Raw genomic sequence first — 16620 nt, 5'->3', positions numbered from 1 at the left:
TCGCCTCACCCGCCCCAGTCTCGCCACGGCGGGCCCCGAATTACCCCCTGAACACCCCCCTATGTCATCCCTAACTTGATGAGTGATGGAGGCAATGCCGGGGGTTCTTGGATGGTGCCGGTGTACCGGCGCTAGATTCGGCGACGGGGAATTTCCGGTCATCGCTCATGAAGGGACTGACAGCGCATGACGACATCCGATCGTCCGCATACCCGTGTCATGGTGGAACTCGGTGACCGTTCCTATCCCGTTGATATAGGGCCGGGTGTCCGGAATTCGCTGGCGGAGGTGATCGCGGGGCTCGGCGCGCAGCGCGTGGCGGTGGTCTCCGCCCGGCCGGAGGACTGGCTGCCCGATCCCGGGGTGCCCTCGGTGGTGCTGCGGGCCCGCGACGGCGAGACGGACAAGACGCTGTCGACGGTGGAAGAACTGTGCCGCGAGTTCGTCCGTTTCGGCCTGACCCGGTCGGATGCGGTTGTCTCGTGCGGTGGCGGGACCACGACCGATGTCGTCGGACTGGCCGCGGCCCTGTATCACCGGGGCGTTCCGGTGGTGCATCTGCCGACCTCGCTGCTGGCCCAGGTGGACGCCAGCGTCGGCGGGAAGACGGCGGTGAACCTCCCCGAGGGGAAGAATCTGGCGGGCGCCTACTGGCAGCCCGCGGCCGTGCTGTGCGACACCGACTATCTGGAGACGCTACCGGCTGCCGAAATGCTCAACGGCTACGGGGAGATCGCCCGCTGTCACTTCATCGGCGCCGGTGACTTGCGCGGGCTCACGCTGCCGGAGCAAATTGCGGCGAGTGTGGCGCTCAAGGCGTCGGTGGTTTCCGCGGACGAGCGGGACTCCGGGCTGCGTCATGTGCTCAATTACGGCCACACCCTGGGCCATGCGCTGGAAATCGTCACGAATTTCAGGCTGCGGCACGGTGAGGGGGTGGCGATCGGCACGGTTTTCGCGGGCCGTCTCGCCCTGGCCCTGGGCCGGATCGACCAGGCGCGGGCGGCGGAGCACCTGGAGGTGGTACGGGGCTACGGACTGCCGTACGCCCTGCCCGCCGACGTCGACCCGGGGCGGCTGATCGACGTGATGCGGCTGGACAAGAAGGCGACGGACGGGCTCACCTTCGTCCTGGACGGGCCCGGTGGCCCCGAGTTGGTCTCCGGGCTCGCCGAGGAGACGGTCGCCGCGGCGCTCGCCACCATGGACCGGGACACCGCGGACCGGGACACCGCGTGAGGCGGAGGGGGTCAGCCCGGTAGTCCCCTGGCCAGCAGGACGGCGCCGTGCAGCGAGGACAGCCCGCCGAGCCGCGCCGGACGGACCGGTGGCAGCGGATGCCCCGGCCGCTCCAGGGCCGCCGTCCGCTCGGCCACCATCGTCACCAGGTCCGGCATGGCCGCCGCGAAGCCTCCGCCGATCAGCACCAGTGCGGGCTGGAGCAGCTCCGATACGCCGGTCACGGCGGCCGCCAGCGCCGCGCAGCTCTCCCCCAGCGTCGCCACGGCCCACCGCTCCCGTCGCTCCACGGCCTCGCGCAGCCCGGCGAACGTCACCTCCCCGCCCCGCCGTCGGCCCGCCCGGCGCAGAGTGGCCGGGCCCGAGGCCACGGCCTGGACGCAGCCGCGCCGACCGCAGTCGCACAGCGGCCCGTCCCGGTCCACGACCATGTGGCCGACCTCGCAGGAGCCGCGGCCCACGCCGGGCAGGGGGGTGCCGTTCACCACGATGCCGCCGCCGATACCGGTGCCCACCCCGAGGTAGAGCAGATCGGGGCAGCCCGCTTCGTGTGCTTCGGCGAGCGCGGCCAGGTCACCGTCGTCGGCGCAGCCCACCTCGACGTCGTCGCCGAACAGCGTGGCCAGCGCGCCCCGCAGGTCCAGCCCGGCCCACGCGGGGCGGCCGGGCCAGGCGAGGACCGTGCCGGTGGCATCGAGGGTGGCGGGCATGGCGACCCCGACGCCGGTCAGCCGCTCGGGGTGACCGGTCGCCAGCTCCTTGACGTGGTGCGCCAGCACGTCCAGATCATGGCCCGCGTCACCAGGGTCACCGGGAGGCGTGCCCGGTTCGGGCCAGCGGAAGGTGGACTCGGCGATGCTCAGGTCGTCGTGTTCGAGGCGCAGCGCCACCTTGGTGCCGCCGACGTCGATTCCCAGGTAACTCATGGCAACTCCAGGGCCGGCGCGTCCGGGGCGGCGGTCACGGACGCTCGTCCGGCACCTTTTCCAGCAGGGCTCGTGCGGCGAGCCGGTATCCGAGTGCGCCGAGCCCGAAGATGACGCCCGCGGCCAGCGGACCCGTCACCGACTCGTGCCGGAACTGCTCGCGCGCCCAGACGTTCGACAGATGCACTTCGATCCAGGGCCGGGGATAGTTGGCGAGTGCGTCCCTGAGGCCCCATCCGGCCATCATCAGGGCGGCCGGATTGATGATGGCGCCGACCGTGTCGTAGTTCTCCTGAATGGTTCGGATGGTCTCGGCTTCGCCGTCGAACTGGAAAGAATCCACTTTCCAGCCGCGGTCCGCGACCTCTTCGCCGACCCAGCGCTCGATGTCCTGAAGGGTGTCGGTGCCGTAGATCTCGGGCTGACGTGTTCCGAGTATGCCGAGATTCGGTCCGTTCACCAACAGCAGCCTGCTCAATGCGTACCTCACCGGGTGGGGTTGGCTGAATTACAGCGGCTAAATGTGGCCGTGACATTTGTAGCACGGCGGCCGTGTGAGCGACGCGAGAAAATGGCCGAGCAGGATTGTAAGGGGGGATATAGGGGGGTCGCCAGGGGAATGACGATTCCCCTTGTGCCGGTTAGCGTGCTATTGCATTCGCCGGGGCTGTCTCCTCACGTAAAAAGGAGTAGGAAAATCATGGGTAATGGTGTGCGACTGGGATCGGAGCTCCCGGCGTGGCCGCAGTTCGGCGACGAGGAGCGGGGCGGTCTGATCCGGGCCCTGGAGCAGGGGCAGTGGTGGCGCATCGGGGGCGGTGAGGTGGACGCCTTCGAGGCCGAGTTCGCCGCGGCCCACGGCGGCGAGCACGCGCTCGCGGTCACCAACGGAACGCATGCGCTGGAACTCGCCCTGGAGGTGCTGGGCGTCGGCGCCGGCACCGAGGTCATCGTGCCCGCGTTCACCTTCATCTCGTCCTCGCAGGCCGCGCAGCGGCTGGGCGCGGTGGCGGTTCCGGTGGACGTCGACCCGGACACGTACTGCATCGACCCCTCGGCCGTCGAGGCGGCCATCGGCCCGAAGACCCGCGCCATCATGCCGGTGCACATGGCCGGTCAGATGTGCGACATGGACGCGCTGGACAAGCTGTCCGCCGACTGGGGCGTGCCGCTGGTCCATGACGCGGCGCACGCGCACGGCGCCCAGTGGCGCGGCAAGAAGCTCGGCGAGCTGGGCTCGGTCGCGGCGTTCAGTTTCCAGAACGGGAAACTGATGACCGCCGGGGAGGGCGGCGCCGTGCTGTTCCCCAGCGCCGAGTTGTACGAGAAGGGCTTCGTACGGCACAGCTGCGGACGGCCGCGCACGGACCGCGGCTACTTCCACCGCACCTCGGGCTCCAACTTCCGGATGAACGAGTTCTCCGCCTCGGTGCTGCGCGCCCAGCTCGCCCGGCTGGAGGACCAGATCACCACGCGCGAGGCGCGCTGGCCGGTGCTGAGCCGGCTGCTCGCCGAGATCCCCGGTGTCGTGCCGCAGGGGCGCGACGACCGTGGCGACCGCAATCCGCACTACATGGCCATGTTCCGGATCCCGGGCATCACCGAGGAGCGGCGCGCCAAGGTGGTGGACACGCTCATCGAGCGTGGGCTGCCCGCGTTCGTCGCCTTCCGCGCCGTGTACCGCACGGACGCCTTCTGGGAGGTCGCGGCCCCGGAGCTGTCGGTGGACGAACTCGCCCGCCGCTGCCCGCACTCCGAGGAGCTGACCCGGGACTGCGTGTGGCTGCACCACCGGGTGCTGCTGGGCAGCGAGGAGCAGATGCACGAGGTGGCCGCCGTCGTCGCCGACGTCCTCGCGAGCGCATGAGCGTCCGTTCGTATCGCGAGCGGCCGATCCGGACCGCGGTGGTCGGGCTGGGCTGGGCGGCCGGCTCGATCTGGCTGCCCCGGCTCGCCCGCCACTCCGCGTTCACCGTGACCGCCGCGGTGGATCCCGACGAGAGCAGCCGCGCGGCCATCGCCGCGACGCCGGCCGGAGCGGAGCTGCCGCTGCTGGCCGCCGTCCACGACATCGATCCCGCCACGGTGGACCTCGCCGTGGTGGCGGTGCCCAACCATCTGCACTGCGCCGTCGCCACCGAGCTGCTGGCCAAGGGCATTCCGGTGTTCCTGGAGAAGCCGGTGTGCCTGACGTCCGAGGAGGCCGAGCGGCTGGCCGACGCGGAGCGCTCCGGTGGCGCGGTGCTGCTGGCGGGCAGCGCGGCACGCTACCGCGCCGATGTGCGCGCGCTGTACCAAATCGGCGCCCGGCTGGGCCACATCCGCCACATCGAGCTGGCCTGGGTGCGCTCGCGCGGCGTACCCGACCGCGGCGGCTGGTTCACCCAGCGGGCGCTCGCGGGCGGCGGGGCGCTGGTCGACCTGGGCTGGCACCTGTTCGACATCGCGGTTCCGCTGCTCGGTTCCACCACGTTCCGGCACGCCGTCGGCACCGTGTCCTCCGACTTCATCACCCAGACGTCCTCGGGGGCCGCGTGGCGGGGCGACGACGACGGCGGCGAGGCCCGCTCGGGCAGCACCGACGTCGAGGACACCGCGCGCGGATTCCTCATCACCGAGGACGGCCGCTCGGTCGTCCTGCACGCGAGCTGGGCGTCGCACGAGGCGCTCGACACCACCCGGATCACCATCGACGGCAGCGGGGGCAGTGCGACGCTGCACTGCACCTTCGGGTTCAGCCCGAACCGTCTGGAGCGGTCCACCCTGACCCGCACCGTCGACGGCAGGACCCGCCCGGTGGCCGTGCACACCGAGCCGGTCGGCACGGAGTACGACCGGCAACTCGACGCGCTTCCCGCGCTGCTGGCCGATCCGGCGGAGCGGGGCCGGGCGATCGAGGAGGTCCGGCGGACCATCGGCGCCATCGAGCGGGTCTACACCTCGGCCCGGGTCGCCCGGGAGCCCCGGCAGCGGGAGTACTCATGAACAGCCAACCGACCGGCCACGGCCGTCCGCCCCTCGAGGTGGCCGACGCCCCGATCACCTCGGTGGTCTTCGACCTCGACGGGGTGCTCGTCAACAGCTTCGCGGTGATGCGCGAGGCGTTCACCCTCGCCTACGCCGAGGTCGTCGGCGAGGGCGAGCCGCCCTTCGAGGAGTACAACCGGCACCTGGGGCGCTACTTCCCCGACATCATGCGGATCATGGGCCTGCCGCTGGAGATGGAGGCTCCGTTCGTCCGCGAAAGCTACCGGCTCGCGCACCGCGTGGAGATGTTCGACGGTGTGCCCGAGCTGCTGTCGGAGCTGCGCGACCGCGGGCTGGGGCTCGCGGTGGCCACCGGGAAGAGCGGGCCCCGGGCGCGTTCGCTGCTCGAAGGGCTCGGCATCCTCCCGCTGTTCGACATCGTCCTCGGCTCGGACGAGGTGGCCCGTCCCAAACCCGCGCCGGACATCGTGCTGAAGGCGATGGAGGTGCTGGGCGCGCGGCCCGAACGGACCGTGATGGTCGGGGACGCGGTCACCGACCTGGCCAGCGCGCGGGGCGCCGGGGTCACCGCCGTGGCCGCACTGTGGGGTGAGACGGAGGAGGAGGCCCTGCTCGCGGCGGAGCCCGATGTGGTGCTGCGCGAACCGGCCGAGCTGCTGTCGCTGTGCCCGGTGGTGGCGGTTCCGTAGAACCGGGTCTGTCACGTGTCCGGCCGTGCCGGGGTGGTGTGCGAACACCGCCCCGGCACGGCGCTGTTCGTTGCCGGACGAGCCCGGCGTCGGGCCCGTACGGGCCCGGGCGTCAGGCCCGTACGGGCCCCGGCGTCAGGCTCGTACGGGCCCGGCGTCAGGCTCGTCTGGCGACGTCGGCCCGCAGACAGTCCGGCAGTCCCCGCCGGTTCTTGATGGCGAGCTTGCGGTAGACCCGGGTGAGGTGCTGCTCCACCGTGCTGGGGGTGATGAAGAACTTCTCCGCGATCTCGCGGTTGGTGTATCCCATCACCGCCAGGGAGGCGATGCGCCGTTCCGAGTTGGTGAGGGAGGCGATCGCCGCCGTCAGCCCCGGCTCGGCGCCCTCGTCGAAACCGCGTACGTCGGGAAGGAGTTCCTGGCACAGCGGTGCCGCCTTGCACATGTTCGCCACATGCCAGGCCCGGCGCATGACCATGCGCGAACGGCGGTGCTTGCCCAGGGTGTGGTGGGCGCGGCCCAGATCGGCGAGGGTTCTGGCCAGTTCGAAGGTGTCACCGGCCGTCTCGACGATGTCGGCGGCCTCGCTGAGCAGCTTCGGGCGCTGGCCGGGCGAGCTGAAGGCGGCCAGCAGCCGCAGCGACAGCCCGCGGGTGACGGTGTCGTTGACGCCCGGCAGCGCCAGCTGGTCCTTGACCAGCCGCTTGGCCTGGTCGCGGTTGTTCTGCCGCAGCCACGCCTCCGCCGCGCTGGTGCGCCAGGGCACGATGCCGGGCAGGTCCAGGCCCCAGCCGCGCATGAGTTCACCGCAGGTGAGGAAGTCGGCGAGCGCGGCGTGGGTGCGGTCGGTGGCGAGGTAGTAGTGACCCCGCGCCTGCAGATAGTGCAGTCCGTAGCGGCTCTGGAACAGGGTGACCGGAAAGGACTGGCTGACGAGTTCGGCGGCCACCTCCAGGTTGCCCATCCTGGTGTGCGCCAGGATCAGGCAGCCGAGCGGCAGTCCGACAGCGGTGCCCCACCCCCGGGCGGACACCAGGTCCAGCGCTGTCTGAGCCCGTTCCACCGCGGTCGGCAGATCCCCCTTGCGGAGCGCGATCTCCGCTTCCACCGCGGCGTAGATCGCCTGCCGGGTGGGGGTGGGAGTGGTGTCGCGCCTGCCGTCGGCGTTCCGGCAGCGTGCCGTGGCGGCGCCCAGTTCACCGCCGTAGATCAGGCTGAGCAGGGCGAGCAGAGTGGACTCCTCCGCCCAGGGGGAGTCGTAGTGCTGATCGGACTGGCCCAGCGCCCGGGTGGTGCGCTCCCGCGTCTCATGGCTGTGCCGGTGGATGAGGCCGCTCGACAGGACGGCGACCGTACGCAGCCCCGGGTCCGCGCCCTTGGCCGTCGGGGCGCTGTGCGGACCGGCCGGTACGGCGCCGCCGTGGAGTCGGCCCGCGAGCGGCGGATACGAGCAGGCCAGCCACATCTCCAGATCCCGCACCTCGTCCGCGAGGTCACCGGAGGGGTCGCGCGCGGTGTCCCGGACCACGCCCAGGAGGTCGTTGGCCTCCTGCGCGCGGTCCAGCCATAAGAGCTGGCGTATGAGGGAGATCGTGTCCCCGAGGCCGAGCCCGCCTCCCCGCGCCGCGGCCGTCAGCGCCGTCAGATGGCGGGCGGAGGCGGACGGGTTGAGCTGCCATTCGGCCTGGGCGAGCTTGGTCCGGATCGCCGTACGGGCCGTCTCGTCCGTGCCCGACCGCCGGGCCAGCTCCAGGCAGTCCACCGCCAGCCGCACCTCGCCGTGCAGCGACGCGTGCCCCGCCGCTTCCAGCAGCAGCGCCGACGCCCATGGGTCCCGGACCTCGCCCGCCCGCAGAAGATGGCGGGCCACGGCGACCGGCGGGGCGCCCCGGCCGTGCAGCAGCCGGGCGCACCGGTGGTGCAGGCGCGCCCGGTCGGGGGTGGGCAGGTCGTCGAGTACGGTGCGGGCGATGGCGGGGTGCCGGAACCGGCCGTCGCGCAGCATCCCGGTCTCGGCCATGACCTGAAGGGCCCGTGCGACGGTCGTGGCGTCGGCGCCTCCGTCTCCGTCGGCGCCTCTGTCTTTGTCGGCGCCTCTGTCTCCGTCGGGGTCCAGGTCGCCTCCGGTATCTCCGTCGCCTTCGGTGTCGAGCAGGGTGACGAGATCCTCGGGCCAGATGTCGTCGCCGTGGACCGCCATGGCCCGGGCCACGGACAGCATCACCGGATCGCTGCGGTACAGGCAGCCCAGCAGGGCCCGCCCGTACGCGCGCTGAGGACCGTCGCCGCCTTCGGCCTCGTCCTCGATCAGCGCGTGGAGCAGGAGCGGGTTGCCGCCGCTGAGGTCGTGAAAGCGCTCGGCGACGGTTTCGTCCCTCTCCTCCGTGTCCTCGGCGTCCTCGGCCTCGGTGTGCCGCCGCTGGAGCAATTCGCGCACGCCCGACAGGGTCAGCGGCGCCAGCGGAAGCCGGACGGAGCGGGGCTGCCGGACGATTTCCGCGTGAAAGGGCGAGTGCACCGGTGTCGGCTCGGGCTGTTCGCCGAGAAGGAGAAGGATGCGCGCCGAGCCGAGTCTTCGGACCAGGTGCAGCAGACAGTGCCGCGACGCCTCGTCCGCGTGCCCGATGTCGTCGACTCCCACCATGATCGGGACGTCTGCCGATAAGTCGATGAGCGGCCCCAACAAGTCATAGTGGATCTGCGCCCGGTTGCGGTCCACGGTCTCCCGTATGGAATGCGCGGCCGCGGAGACCATGAGTTCGCGCAGTACCGATGCGGCCCGTTGGCGGAGGCCGGACGGCAGACCGGGGCTGTCGAACAACTGGCTGAGGACGCCGAAGGGCAGATCACGCTCTCCCGGAGAGCACGTGGCCGTCAGCGAGATGGTGTCGGTCCCCGCCGTACGGTCAGCGACCTCGCGCAGAATCGCGGTCTTCCCGAAGCCGATGGCCCCCTCCAGCAGGACGACCCGGCCAGTCCCCATGGCGCAGTCCCTGAGCCAGCCATCGACCCGCATGAGCTGCTCATTTCGTTCGACCAGCACCCATAACCTCCTGATTCACTCAGGACTCGATGATATGAATCGACTATGGTCAATTTCCCTAGTTTTGGTCACCAAGCGGTGGGTACTCTCTTGTGCCACCGGGTCCAGCACTGCATGGCGCAAAAGCAATGGCGCGAAACTGCCCGTCCAGGGTGAGTACGCCGCCCGCAGGCAGGTAACCGACGCGGTAGACACGACAGGGCACGGTTGTCGCATTTCGACGACGAATCGTGTACGCGCCGCGCGCGGCGGAGACCCTTCAGGCATGAGTGACACGATTGCGATTGCTTTGGTCACGGCGTTGTCCACACTGCTCGGGATCTTTCTCACCGGCCTGGTTACGTTACGGCAGCGGCGCGAGGAACATGAGGAGCAACTGGCGGCGTGGAAGCGAGGACTGCGCCGCGATGTGTATGTGCAATTCATCAGCGAGGCAGCGACGCTGGAGGCCGAGTCGGACCGGTTCTGGAGCAATCCGCTGCCCAAGAATTACGAGTCGGTTTTAAGGGATCTCCGCTCACGGCTGCGGAGACTTCAAGGCATATCCTACGTGCTGGCCCTGGAAGGCCCCCCGCCCGTGGCTCAGGCGGCAGACACGTACCACACCGCGGCAAAAAGGCAGATCGAACAGATGGAGATAGCCGCACAGAAGGCGCGCCGCACGCGCAAGACCAAAGCAGTCGGCACTTTCACGAGGGAGGTGTGGATAGAGTACGAGAAAATGGTTTGGGAGATGCGCGAATCATTTCTGGAACAGGCAAGAAGCGCGTTGAGTTGACGAGCCGCATACTCTCGAACTCTGTCGACTCGCGCAATACGACCTTTCGCCTATCGACGGCGTCGCCCCCCTTCGACCAGGCGAAAGGGGGAAACGGCGGACGAGTCGGCCTGTACGCCGGGTTCTGTCTCCCGTGGGCCTTACGGCCCGCGGGGAGGCGGCCATCCATCTAGGGCCGACGTTGCCGCCGGCCTCGTGCGGTCTACCCGCGGACTCGGGCGGGCAGCCCTCGATCATCCGCGCAGAGCCACCTCGCGGTGGCTCCTCTTGACCTTGCTCCGGGTGGGGTTTACCTAGCTGCCCAGGTCACCCTGGGCACTGGTGGTCTCTTACACCACCGTTTCACCCTTACCGGGCGCCTTGCGGCCCCGGCGGTCTGTTTTCTGTGGCACTGTCCCGCGGGTCACCCCGGGTGGGCGTTACCCACCACCCTGCCGTGTGGAGCCCGGACGTTCCTCGGCGGGACCCCGAAGGGCCCCGACGCGACCGCCCGGCCGGCTCGTCCGCCGTAGTGACCATGGTACCGGCCTTGGCGGGGCGGCTCAGACGACCGGTCCGGTGTGGTCGGGGTGACCTCGGCGACCATGGACACGCCCTCGCAGGGCATCCAATCCCCGGCGCCCCGGAAGACATGCCGCGGCGGCCGGTCTCGACAGACCGCGTCGCGCCCGGGGACACTGCCTCGACGGCTGGGCCGCGTACCGCACCCCACCACCCGCGAGGACACCGTGAGCGACGACCCCGTGAACAGCGACTGGTGGCGGCAGGCCGTCATCTATCAGGTCTATCCCCGCAGCTTCGCCGACTCCGACGGCGACGGGATCGGTGATCTGCCCGGGGTCACCAGCCGGCTGCCCTACCTCGCCGGGCTCGGCGTGGACGCCGTGTGGCTGAGCCCCTTCTATCCGTCCGCGCTCGCCGACGGCGGCTATGACGTGGCCGACTACCGCGATGTCGATCCGCGGCTCGGCACCCTCGACGACTTCGACCGGATGGTCGCGGAGGCGGACCGGCTCGGGCTCAAGGTGATGGTGGACATCGTCCCCAACCACACCTCCAACGACCATGCCTGGTTCCAGGAGGCCCTGCGCGCGGGCCCCGGCGATCCGGCGCGGGAGCGGTATGTCTTCCGGGAGGGGCGGGGGCCGGGCGGGGGGCTGCCGCCCACCGACTGGGTCTCGTGCTTCGGCGGTCCGGCGTGGACCCGGGTGCCCGACGGGCAGTGGTACCTGCACCTCTTCGCCCCCGAGCAGCCCGACCTCAACTGGGACCACCCGGAGGTGCGCGCCGACTTCCTCACCACGCTGCGCTTCTGGTCCGACCGGGGCGTGGCCGGTTTCCGGGTCGACGTCGCGCACGGCCTGGCCAAGGACCTGGCCGAGCCGCTGCGCGACATCGGCGACGTGCCCGGCTACGAGCCGGAGGACCTGCCGGAGGACGGCAGCCATCCGCTGTGGGACCGCGACGAGGTGCACGGGATCTTCCGCGAGTGGCGCACGGTGTTCAACGAATACGATCCGCCGCGCATCGCGGTCGCCGAGGCGTGGGTGCGCAACTCGCGCCGGGTGTCGTACGCCCGCGCGGACGAGCTGGGCCAGGCGTTCAACTTCGACTTCCTCAACGCCCCGCTGAACGCCCCCGCCCTGCACTCGGTCATCGACGGCGCGCTGTCCGCCGCCCGGGAGGCGGGGGCCTCGGCCACCTGGGTGCTCTCCAACCACGATGTGATCCGGCACCGCACCCGGCTCGCCCTGCCGGACGATCTGACGAGCGCGGGCCGGGGCGCCTGGCTGCTGGCCGACGGCCGGGAGCCGGAGACCGACCTCGCGCTCGGGCTGCGGCGGGCCCGTGCGGCGACGCTGCTGATGCTGGCCCTGCCCGGTTCGTCGTATCTCTACCAGGGCGAGGAGCTGGGGCTTCCGGAGGTCGCCGACCTGCCCGTGGATGTCCTCCAGGATCCGACCTGGGAGCGCAGCGGCCACCGGGTCAAGGGCCGCGACGGCTGCCGGGTGCCACTGCCGTGGACGCGCACCGGCCCGTCGTACGGCTTCGGCACGGGCGGGGCGTGGCTGCCGCAGCCGGAGGGGTTCGGGGAGCTGTCGGTCGAGGCGCAGCAGGGGGCCGCCGGTTCGACGCTGGAGCTGTACCGGGAGGCGCTGCGGCTGCGGCGGGAACTGCTGCGCGAGGGGACGGACGAGAGGGTGGAGTGGCTGGGCTCGGTCGCCGAACTGAGCGCCGGGGTGCTGCACTTCCGCCGCGCCGACGGCTGGCACAGCGTCACCAACCTGTCGGCGGCCGCCGTGCCGCTGCCCGCCGTGGGCGAGGTGATGCTGAGCAGCGGGCCGCTGACGGACGGCAGGGCCGGGCTGCCGCCGGACACCACGGTGTGGCTGCGGGCGGCGGGCGCGTAGCACGTAGGCTGCGGGGCCGGGGCGGGCCGCCACCGGCACCGCCCCGCGCCGTACCGCCGAAGCTCCGAGGAGAGACCGTGCTCGTCCTGCTGCCGCCGTCCGAGGGAAAGGCCACGGGAGGCTCCCGATCCCCGCTGGACCTGGGATCGCTGTCGCTTCCGGGGCTGGGCGAGGCCCGGGCCCGGGTGCTGGAGGAGCTGGTCACGCTGTGCTCGGGCGACGAGGCGAAGGCGGCCGAGGCGCTGGGGCTGAGCGCGGGGCTGCGCGGCGAGGTCGCCAAGAACGCGGCGCTCCGGTCGGCCGGGACCCGGCCCGCCGGGGAGATCTACACCGGTGTGCTGTACGACGCGCTCGGCCTCGCCTCCCTCCCCGCCCCCGCCCGGCGGCGGGCGACACGCTCGCTGCTGGTCTTCTCGGGGCTGTGGGGCGCGGTACGGATCGGGGACCGCATCCCGTCGTACCGCTGCTCGATGGGGGTCAAGCTGCCGGGCCTCGGCGCGCTCGGCGCCTTCTGGCGTACGCCGATGGCCACCGTCCTCCCGGAGGCCGCCGGGAACGGGCTGGTCCTCGACCTGCGGTCGGCGGCGTACGCGACGGCGTGGAAGCCGAAGGGGGAGGTCGCGGAGCGCACGGCCACGGTGCGGGTGCTGCAGTCGAAGATCGTGAACGGGGTCGAGAAGCGGTCCGTGGTGAGCCACTTCAACAAGGCGACGAAGGGCCGGATGGTACGGGACCTGCTGACGGCAGGGGCCGAGCCGAAGGGTCCCGGGGAGCTGGTGGAGGCGCTGCGGGGGTTCGGGTACGTGGTGGAGGCGACGGCTCCGGAGCGGGCGGGGCGGCCGTGGGCGCTGGATGTGGTGGTGACGGAGCTGTAGCCCTCGTACGACCATGCGGCCCTTTCCGGCGCCCACAGCCTCTGATATTGCATCCTCCGCAACGAGCGTTGCGAGTCATGACACCCGCCATCAGAATGGTCCCGTGACAGACACCGCGCCCTCCCCCTCCTCCCTGCTCGATCTCGCCCCCGTCATCCCCGTCGTCGTCATCGACGACGCGGCCGACGCGGTGCCGATGGCCCGCGCGCTGGTCGCGGGTGGCCTCCCTGCGATCGAGGTCACCTTCCGCACCCCGGCCGCCGCCGACGCCATCCGGGCGATCGTGGCGGAGGTGCCGGAGGCGATCGTCGGCGCGGGCACGGTGCTGACCCCCGGGCATGTGGACACCGCCGTCGCGGCCGGGTCCCGCTTCCTGGTCAGCCCGGGGTGGACGGACCGGCTGCTGGGCGCCATGCGGGACTCGGGGATTCCGTCGCTGCCGGGGGTCTCGACCACGTCGGAGGTCGTGGCGCTGCTGGAGCGCGGGGTGACCGAGATGAAGTTCTTCCCGGCGGAGGCGGCAGGCGGTACGGCCTACCTCGGCGCCCTCGCCTCCCCGCTCCCGGACGCCCGCTTCTGCCCCACCGGCGGCGTCAACGCCGCCCGCGCGCCCGGCTACCTGGCGCTCCCCAACGTGGGGTGCGTGGGCGGCACATGGATGCTCCCGGCGGAGGCGGTGGCGGCGGGCGACTGGGCGCGCGTCGAGTCCCTGGCCCGGGAGGCCGCGGCCCTGCGATAGGGCGCGGCGCCAGGGGCGCCTACCGCAGGTGGGACGTGTCGTTCAGCAGGCGGACGGAGGCGTTGCCGTCGCCGTAGTACGCCACCGCCGACAGGGACGCCGCCGAGAGCTCCATGCGGAACAGGGACTCGGGCGGGGCGCCGAGGGCCAGCCGGGTCAGGGTCTTGATCGGCGTGACATGGGTGACGAGCAGCACCGTGCGGCCCGCGTAGCGGGCGATCAGCTTGTCGCGGGAGAGGGCGACGCGGCGGGCGACCGTGGCGAAGGACTCGCCGCCGCCCGTGGGGGCGGCCTTGGAGGAGCCGAGCCAGGTGTCGAGGTCGTCCGGGTAGCGGTCGCGCACCTCGGCGAAGGTCAGACCCTCCCAGGCGCCGAAGTCCGTCTCGCGCAGCCCCTCGTCGACGCGGACGTCGAGGCCGAGGCGCGCGGCCACCGTCCGGGCGGTCTCGCGGCAGCGCTTCAGGGGCGAGGTGACGACGGCCTGGATGGTGCCGCGCGCGGCGAGTGACGCCGCGACCAGCTCGGCCTGGCGGTGGCCGATGTCCGAGAGGCCGGGGTCGGTGCCGCCGCTGCCGGAGAAGCGCTTCTCCGGGGTGAGCGGCGTCTCGCCGTGCCGGAGCAGGACGAACGTGGTGGGCGCGCCGAGGTCGGCGGAGCCCCAGCCCACTGCGGAAGCGGCCGGGGCGGCGGAGGCGGTGGCTGGCTCGGCGGTGGCGGGCTCGGCGGTGGCGGGCTCGGCGAGGGCGTCGGCGGCGAGCGCGTCGTCGGCCGGGGCCTCGGGAGCGGCCGTCGCGAGGGTGCCGCCCGGCGGCACCTTGGGCTGCCACTGCTCGCCCCGCTTGCCCGCGTCCATCGCCTCGTTGGCGAGCCGGTCCGCGTGCTTGTTCTGCTCGCGCGGGATCCAGCCGTACGTCACCTGGCCGGGCGGCACGAGCCCCTTGGCCTCGGCGGCGAGCGGCCGCATGTCCGGGTGCTTGATCTTCCAGCGGCCGGACATCTGCTCGATGACCAGCTTGGAGTCCATCCGGACCTGGACGTCCGCCTCCGGGTCGAGGGCGTGGGCGGCCCGCAGACCGGCGATCAGGCCCTTGTACTCGGCGACGTTGTTGGTCGCGGTGCCGATGTACTCGGCGACCTCGGCGAGCGGTTCGCCCGTCACCGCGTCCAGGACGACGGCGCCGTAGCCGGCGGGCCCCGGGTTGCCCCGGGAGCCGCCGTCGGCCTCGACGATGAAGCGACGCCGCGCCATCGGCTACAGCCCGGACTCGGGCGTACGGACCAGGATCCGGCGGCAGTTCTCGCACCGCACCACGGTGTCGGGGGCGGCGGACCGGACCTCGTTCAGCTCGGTGATGGCCAGCTCCTGGCGGCAGCCGTCGCAGCGCCGCTGGTAGAGCCGGGCCGCGCCGACGCCGCCCTGCTGCTCGCGCAGCTTGTCGTAGAGCTTGAGCAGATCGGCGGGGATGGTCCCGGCGATGACCTCGCGCTCCTTGGTGACCCTCGCGATCTCGTTGTCGATCTCCTCGGCCGCCGCGTCGCGCCGCGCCGTGGCGTCGATGATCTTGGCCTGGAGGGATTCCACCCGGCCGGTCAGCTCGGTGGCCCGCTCCTGGGCGGACTCCCGGCGCTCCATGACTTCCAGGACGACGTCCTCCAGGTCGCTCTGGCGGCGGGCGAGGGAGGCGATCTCGTGCTGGAGGTTCTCCAGGTCCTTGGGCGAGGTGACGGCCCCGGAGTCGAGACGCTTCTGGTCGCGGGCGGCGCGCTGGCGCACCTGGTCCACGTCCTGCTCCGCCTTCGTCTGCTCGCGGGCGGTGTCGCTCTCCTCGGTCTGGGACGCGACGAGGAGGTCACGCAGCTGGGTGTGGTCGGCGTTCAGGGTCTCGAGCTCGGCGTGCTCGGGCAGCGTCCTGCGCTTGTGCGCGAGCTGCGAGAGCCGTACGTCGAGGCCCTGGACGTCGAGCAGGCGGATCTGGTCTGCGGGCGCGGCGTTCAGCGGGGGGCTCCAGAGGTGTTCGTAGGGGACGGAAAGAGGCGGGGCCTCAGGCGGGTGAGGCCGAGGCGGTGTCGGGCACGAAGGCCCGGAACGGGGCGGCGGCCGCGGCGTGGGCCGTCCACGGGTCGGTGACCCTGCGCGAGACATGGGTGCGCAGGTCCCAGCCGTGCCGGTCGGAGATCTCGTCGAGCTGCGCCGCGGCCTGTTCGGTCCAGGGCCATTCGGTGGCCCAGTGCGCGGCGTCCACAAGCGCGAGGTCGCTGTGTTCGCGCGCCTCGGAGGCCGGGTGGTGGCGCAGGTCGGCGGTGAGGTACGCGTCGACCCCGGCCGCGCGCGCCTCGGCGAACAGGCCGTCCCCGGAGCCGCCGCAGACGGCGACGGTACGGATCGTACGGTCCGGATCGCCCGAGGCGCGGATGCCCTGCGCGGTGGCGGGCAGCCGGGTGGCGGCGCGCTCGGTGAACTCGCGCAGCGACTCGGGGCGGTCGAGTTCGCAGATCCGGCCGAGCCCCTGGCGTCCGGTGGGGTCGGCCGGGTCCGGCACCAGCGGGCCGACGGTCCGCAGGTCGAGCGCGCCGGCGAGGGCGTCGGAGACGCCGGGGTCGGCGCGGTCGGCGTTGGTGTGCGCGACGTGCAGCGCGATGTCGTTCTTGATCAGGGTGTGCACCACCCGCCCCTTGAAGGTGGAGGCGGCGACCGTGGTCGTGCCCCGCAGATAGAGCGGATGGTGGGTGATCAGCAGATCGGCGCCGAGCGCCACCGCCTCGTCGGCGACCTCCTGGACGGGGTCGACGGCGAACAGCACGCGGCTGACCTGGGCTTCGGGGTCCCCGCAGACCGTTCCGACGGCGTCCCACTGCTCCGCCCGCTCGGGCGGCCAGAGGGCGTCGAGGGCGGCGAGGACATCGGTGAGAGCGGGCACGGGGCAAGGCTACC

The 16620-nt window shown here is 72.0% G+C and carries 14 protein-coding genes and 1 other RNA gene; 8 read left to right on the top strand and 7 right to left on the bottom strand.

Annotated features, from left to right (window positions below):
* Positions 1–186 precede the first annotated feature (186 nt).
* Entirely contained in the window at positions 187–1239 is a 1053-nt protein-coding gene (locus ACFZCY_RS06460; protein ID WP_391169902.1) for an iron-containing alcohol dehydrogenase, read from the top strand.
* Positions 1240–1250: 11 nt separating this feature from the next.
* On the opposite strand, the gene ACFZCY_RS06455 is transcribed toward ACFZCY_RS06460, so the two are convergent.
* Positions 1251–2165 (bottom strand): ROK family protein, encoded by a 915-nt coding sequence (locus ACFZCY_RS06455; RefSeq protein ID WP_391169901.1) that lies wholly within the window; start codon positions 2163–2165, stop codon positions 1251–1253.
* A gap of 34 nt (positions 2166–2199) precedes the next feature.
* Positions 2200–2643, bottom strand: a complete 444-nt coding sequence (locus ACFZCY_RS06450; RefSeq protein WP_391169900.1) for a type II 3-dehydroquinate dehydratase — start codon at positions 2641–2643, stop codon at positions 2200–2202.
* Positions 2644–2865: 222 nt separating this feature from the next.
* Here ACFZCY_RS06450 and ACFZCY_RS06445 point away from each other — a divergent pair, with 222 nt between their 5' ends.
* From ACFZCY_RS06445 to ACFZCY_RS06435, 3 genes are read left to right on the top strand one after another with little or no spacing between them, the layout of a single operon-like run.
* Positions 2866–4032: an aminotransferase class I/II-fold pyridoxal phosphate-dependent enzyme gene (locus ACFZCY_RS06445; protein WP_391169899.1), complete on the top strand. Its 1167-nt coding sequence runs from the start codon at positions 2866–2868 to the stop codon at positions 4030–4032.
* Positions 4029–5150, top strand: a complete 1122-nt coding sequence (locus ACFZCY_RS06440) for a Gfo/Idh/MocA family oxidoreductase (RefSeq protein WP_391169898.1) — start codon at positions 4029–4031, stop codon at positions 5148–5150. The genes ACFZCY_RS06445 and ACFZCY_RS06440 overlap by 4 nt, the downstream gene beginning before the upstream one ends.
* Positions 5147–5842: an HAD-IA family hydrolase gene (locus tag ACFZCY_RS06435; RefSeq protein ID WP_391169897.1), complete on the top strand. Its 696-nt coding sequence runs from the start codon at positions 5147–5149 to the stop codon at positions 5840–5842. The genes ACFZCY_RS06440 and ACFZCY_RS06435 overlap by 4 nt, the downstream gene beginning before the upstream one ends.
* Before the next feature lie 157 nt (positions 5843–5999).
* Here ACFZCY_RS06435 and ACFZCY_RS06430 read toward each other — a convergent pair whose 3' ends face one another.
* Positions 6000–8885, bottom strand: coding sequence for a LuxR C-terminal-related transcriptional regulator (locus ACFZCY_RS06430; protein ID WP_391169896.1), 2886 nt, complete (start codon positions 8883–8885; stop codon positions 6000–6002).
* Positions 8886–9150: 265 nt separating this feature from the next.
* Here ACFZCY_RS06430 and ACFZCY_RS06425 point away from each other — a divergent pair, with 265 nt between their 5' ends.
* Positions 9151–9663: a hypothetical protein gene (locus ACFZCY_RS06425; RefSeq protein WP_391169895.1), complete on the top strand. Its 513-nt coding sequence runs from the start codon at positions 9151–9153 to the stop codon at positions 9661–9663.
* 97 nt (positions 9664–9760) lie between these two features.
* Here the strand turns inward: ACFZCY_RS06425 and rnpB are convergent.
* Positions 9761–10165: RNase P RNA component class A (gene rnpB, locus ACFZCY_RS06420), an RNA gene on the bottom strand.
* Between the two features lie 82 nt (positions 10166–10247).
* Between rnpB and ACFZCY_RS06415 the strand changes: the two genes are divergently transcribed.
* The 3 genes from ACFZCY_RS06415 to ACFZCY_RS06405 all read left to right on the top strand — a co-directional run bounded on the left by ACFZCY_RS06415 (position 10248) and on the right by ACFZCY_RS06405 (position 13688).
* Positions 10248–12074: an alpha-amylase family glycosyl hydrolase gene (locus ACFZCY_RS06415; RefSeq protein ID WP_391169894.1), complete on the top strand. Its 1827-nt coding sequence runs from the start codon at positions 10248–10250 to the stop codon at positions 12072–12074.
* A gap of 77 nt (positions 12075–12151) precedes the next feature.
* Entirely contained in the window at positions 12152–12949 is a 798-nt protein-coding gene (gene yaaA, locus ACFZCY_RS06410; protein ID WP_391169893.1) for a peroxide stress protein YaaA, read from the top strand.
* A 103-nt stretch (positions 12950–13052) separates the two neighbouring features.
* A complete protein-coding gene (locus tag ACFZCY_RS06405; protein WP_055550767.1) occupies positions 13053–13688 on the top strand; it encodes a bifunctional 4-hydroxy-2-oxoglutarate aldolase/2-dehydro-3-deoxy-phosphogluconate aldolase in 636 nt (211 codons plus the stop codon).
* Positions 13689–13707: 19 nt separating this feature from the next.
* On the opposite strand, the gene ACFZCY_RS06400 is transcribed toward ACFZCY_RS06405, so the two are convergent.
* The 3 genes from ACFZCY_RS06400 to ACFZCY_RS06390 are packed head-to-tail and all read right to left on the bottom strand — an operon-like array spanning position 13708 to position 16606.
* Positions 13708–14937 (bottom strand): bifunctional RNase H/acid phosphatase, encoded by a 1230-nt coding sequence (locus ACFZCY_RS06400; RefSeq protein WP_391169892.1) that lies wholly within the window; start codon positions 14935–14937, stop codon positions 13708–13710.
* A gap of 3 nt (positions 14938–14940) precedes the next feature.
* Entirely contained in the window at positions 14941–15684 is a 744-nt protein-coding gene (locus tag ACFZCY_RS06395; RefSeq protein ID WP_391170378.1) for a C4-type zinc ribbon domain-containing protein, read from the bottom strand.
* A gap of 46 nt (positions 15685–15730) precedes the next feature.
* Complete coding sequence (locus ACFZCY_RS06390) at positions 15731–16606, bottom strand: Nif3-like dinuclear metal center hexameric protein (RefSeq protein ID WP_391169891.1); 876 nt, start codon at positions 16604–16606, stop codon at positions 15731–15733.
* Positions 16607–16620 lie beyond the last annotated feature (14 nt).

This window comes from Streptomyces sp. NPDC007983, assembly GCF_042958345.1.
Classification (GTDB): domain Bacteria; phylum Actinomycetota; class Actinomycetes; order Streptomycetales; family Streptomycetaceae; genus Streptomyces.
This window is presented reverse-complemented; position numbering and strand designations above follow the sequence as displayed.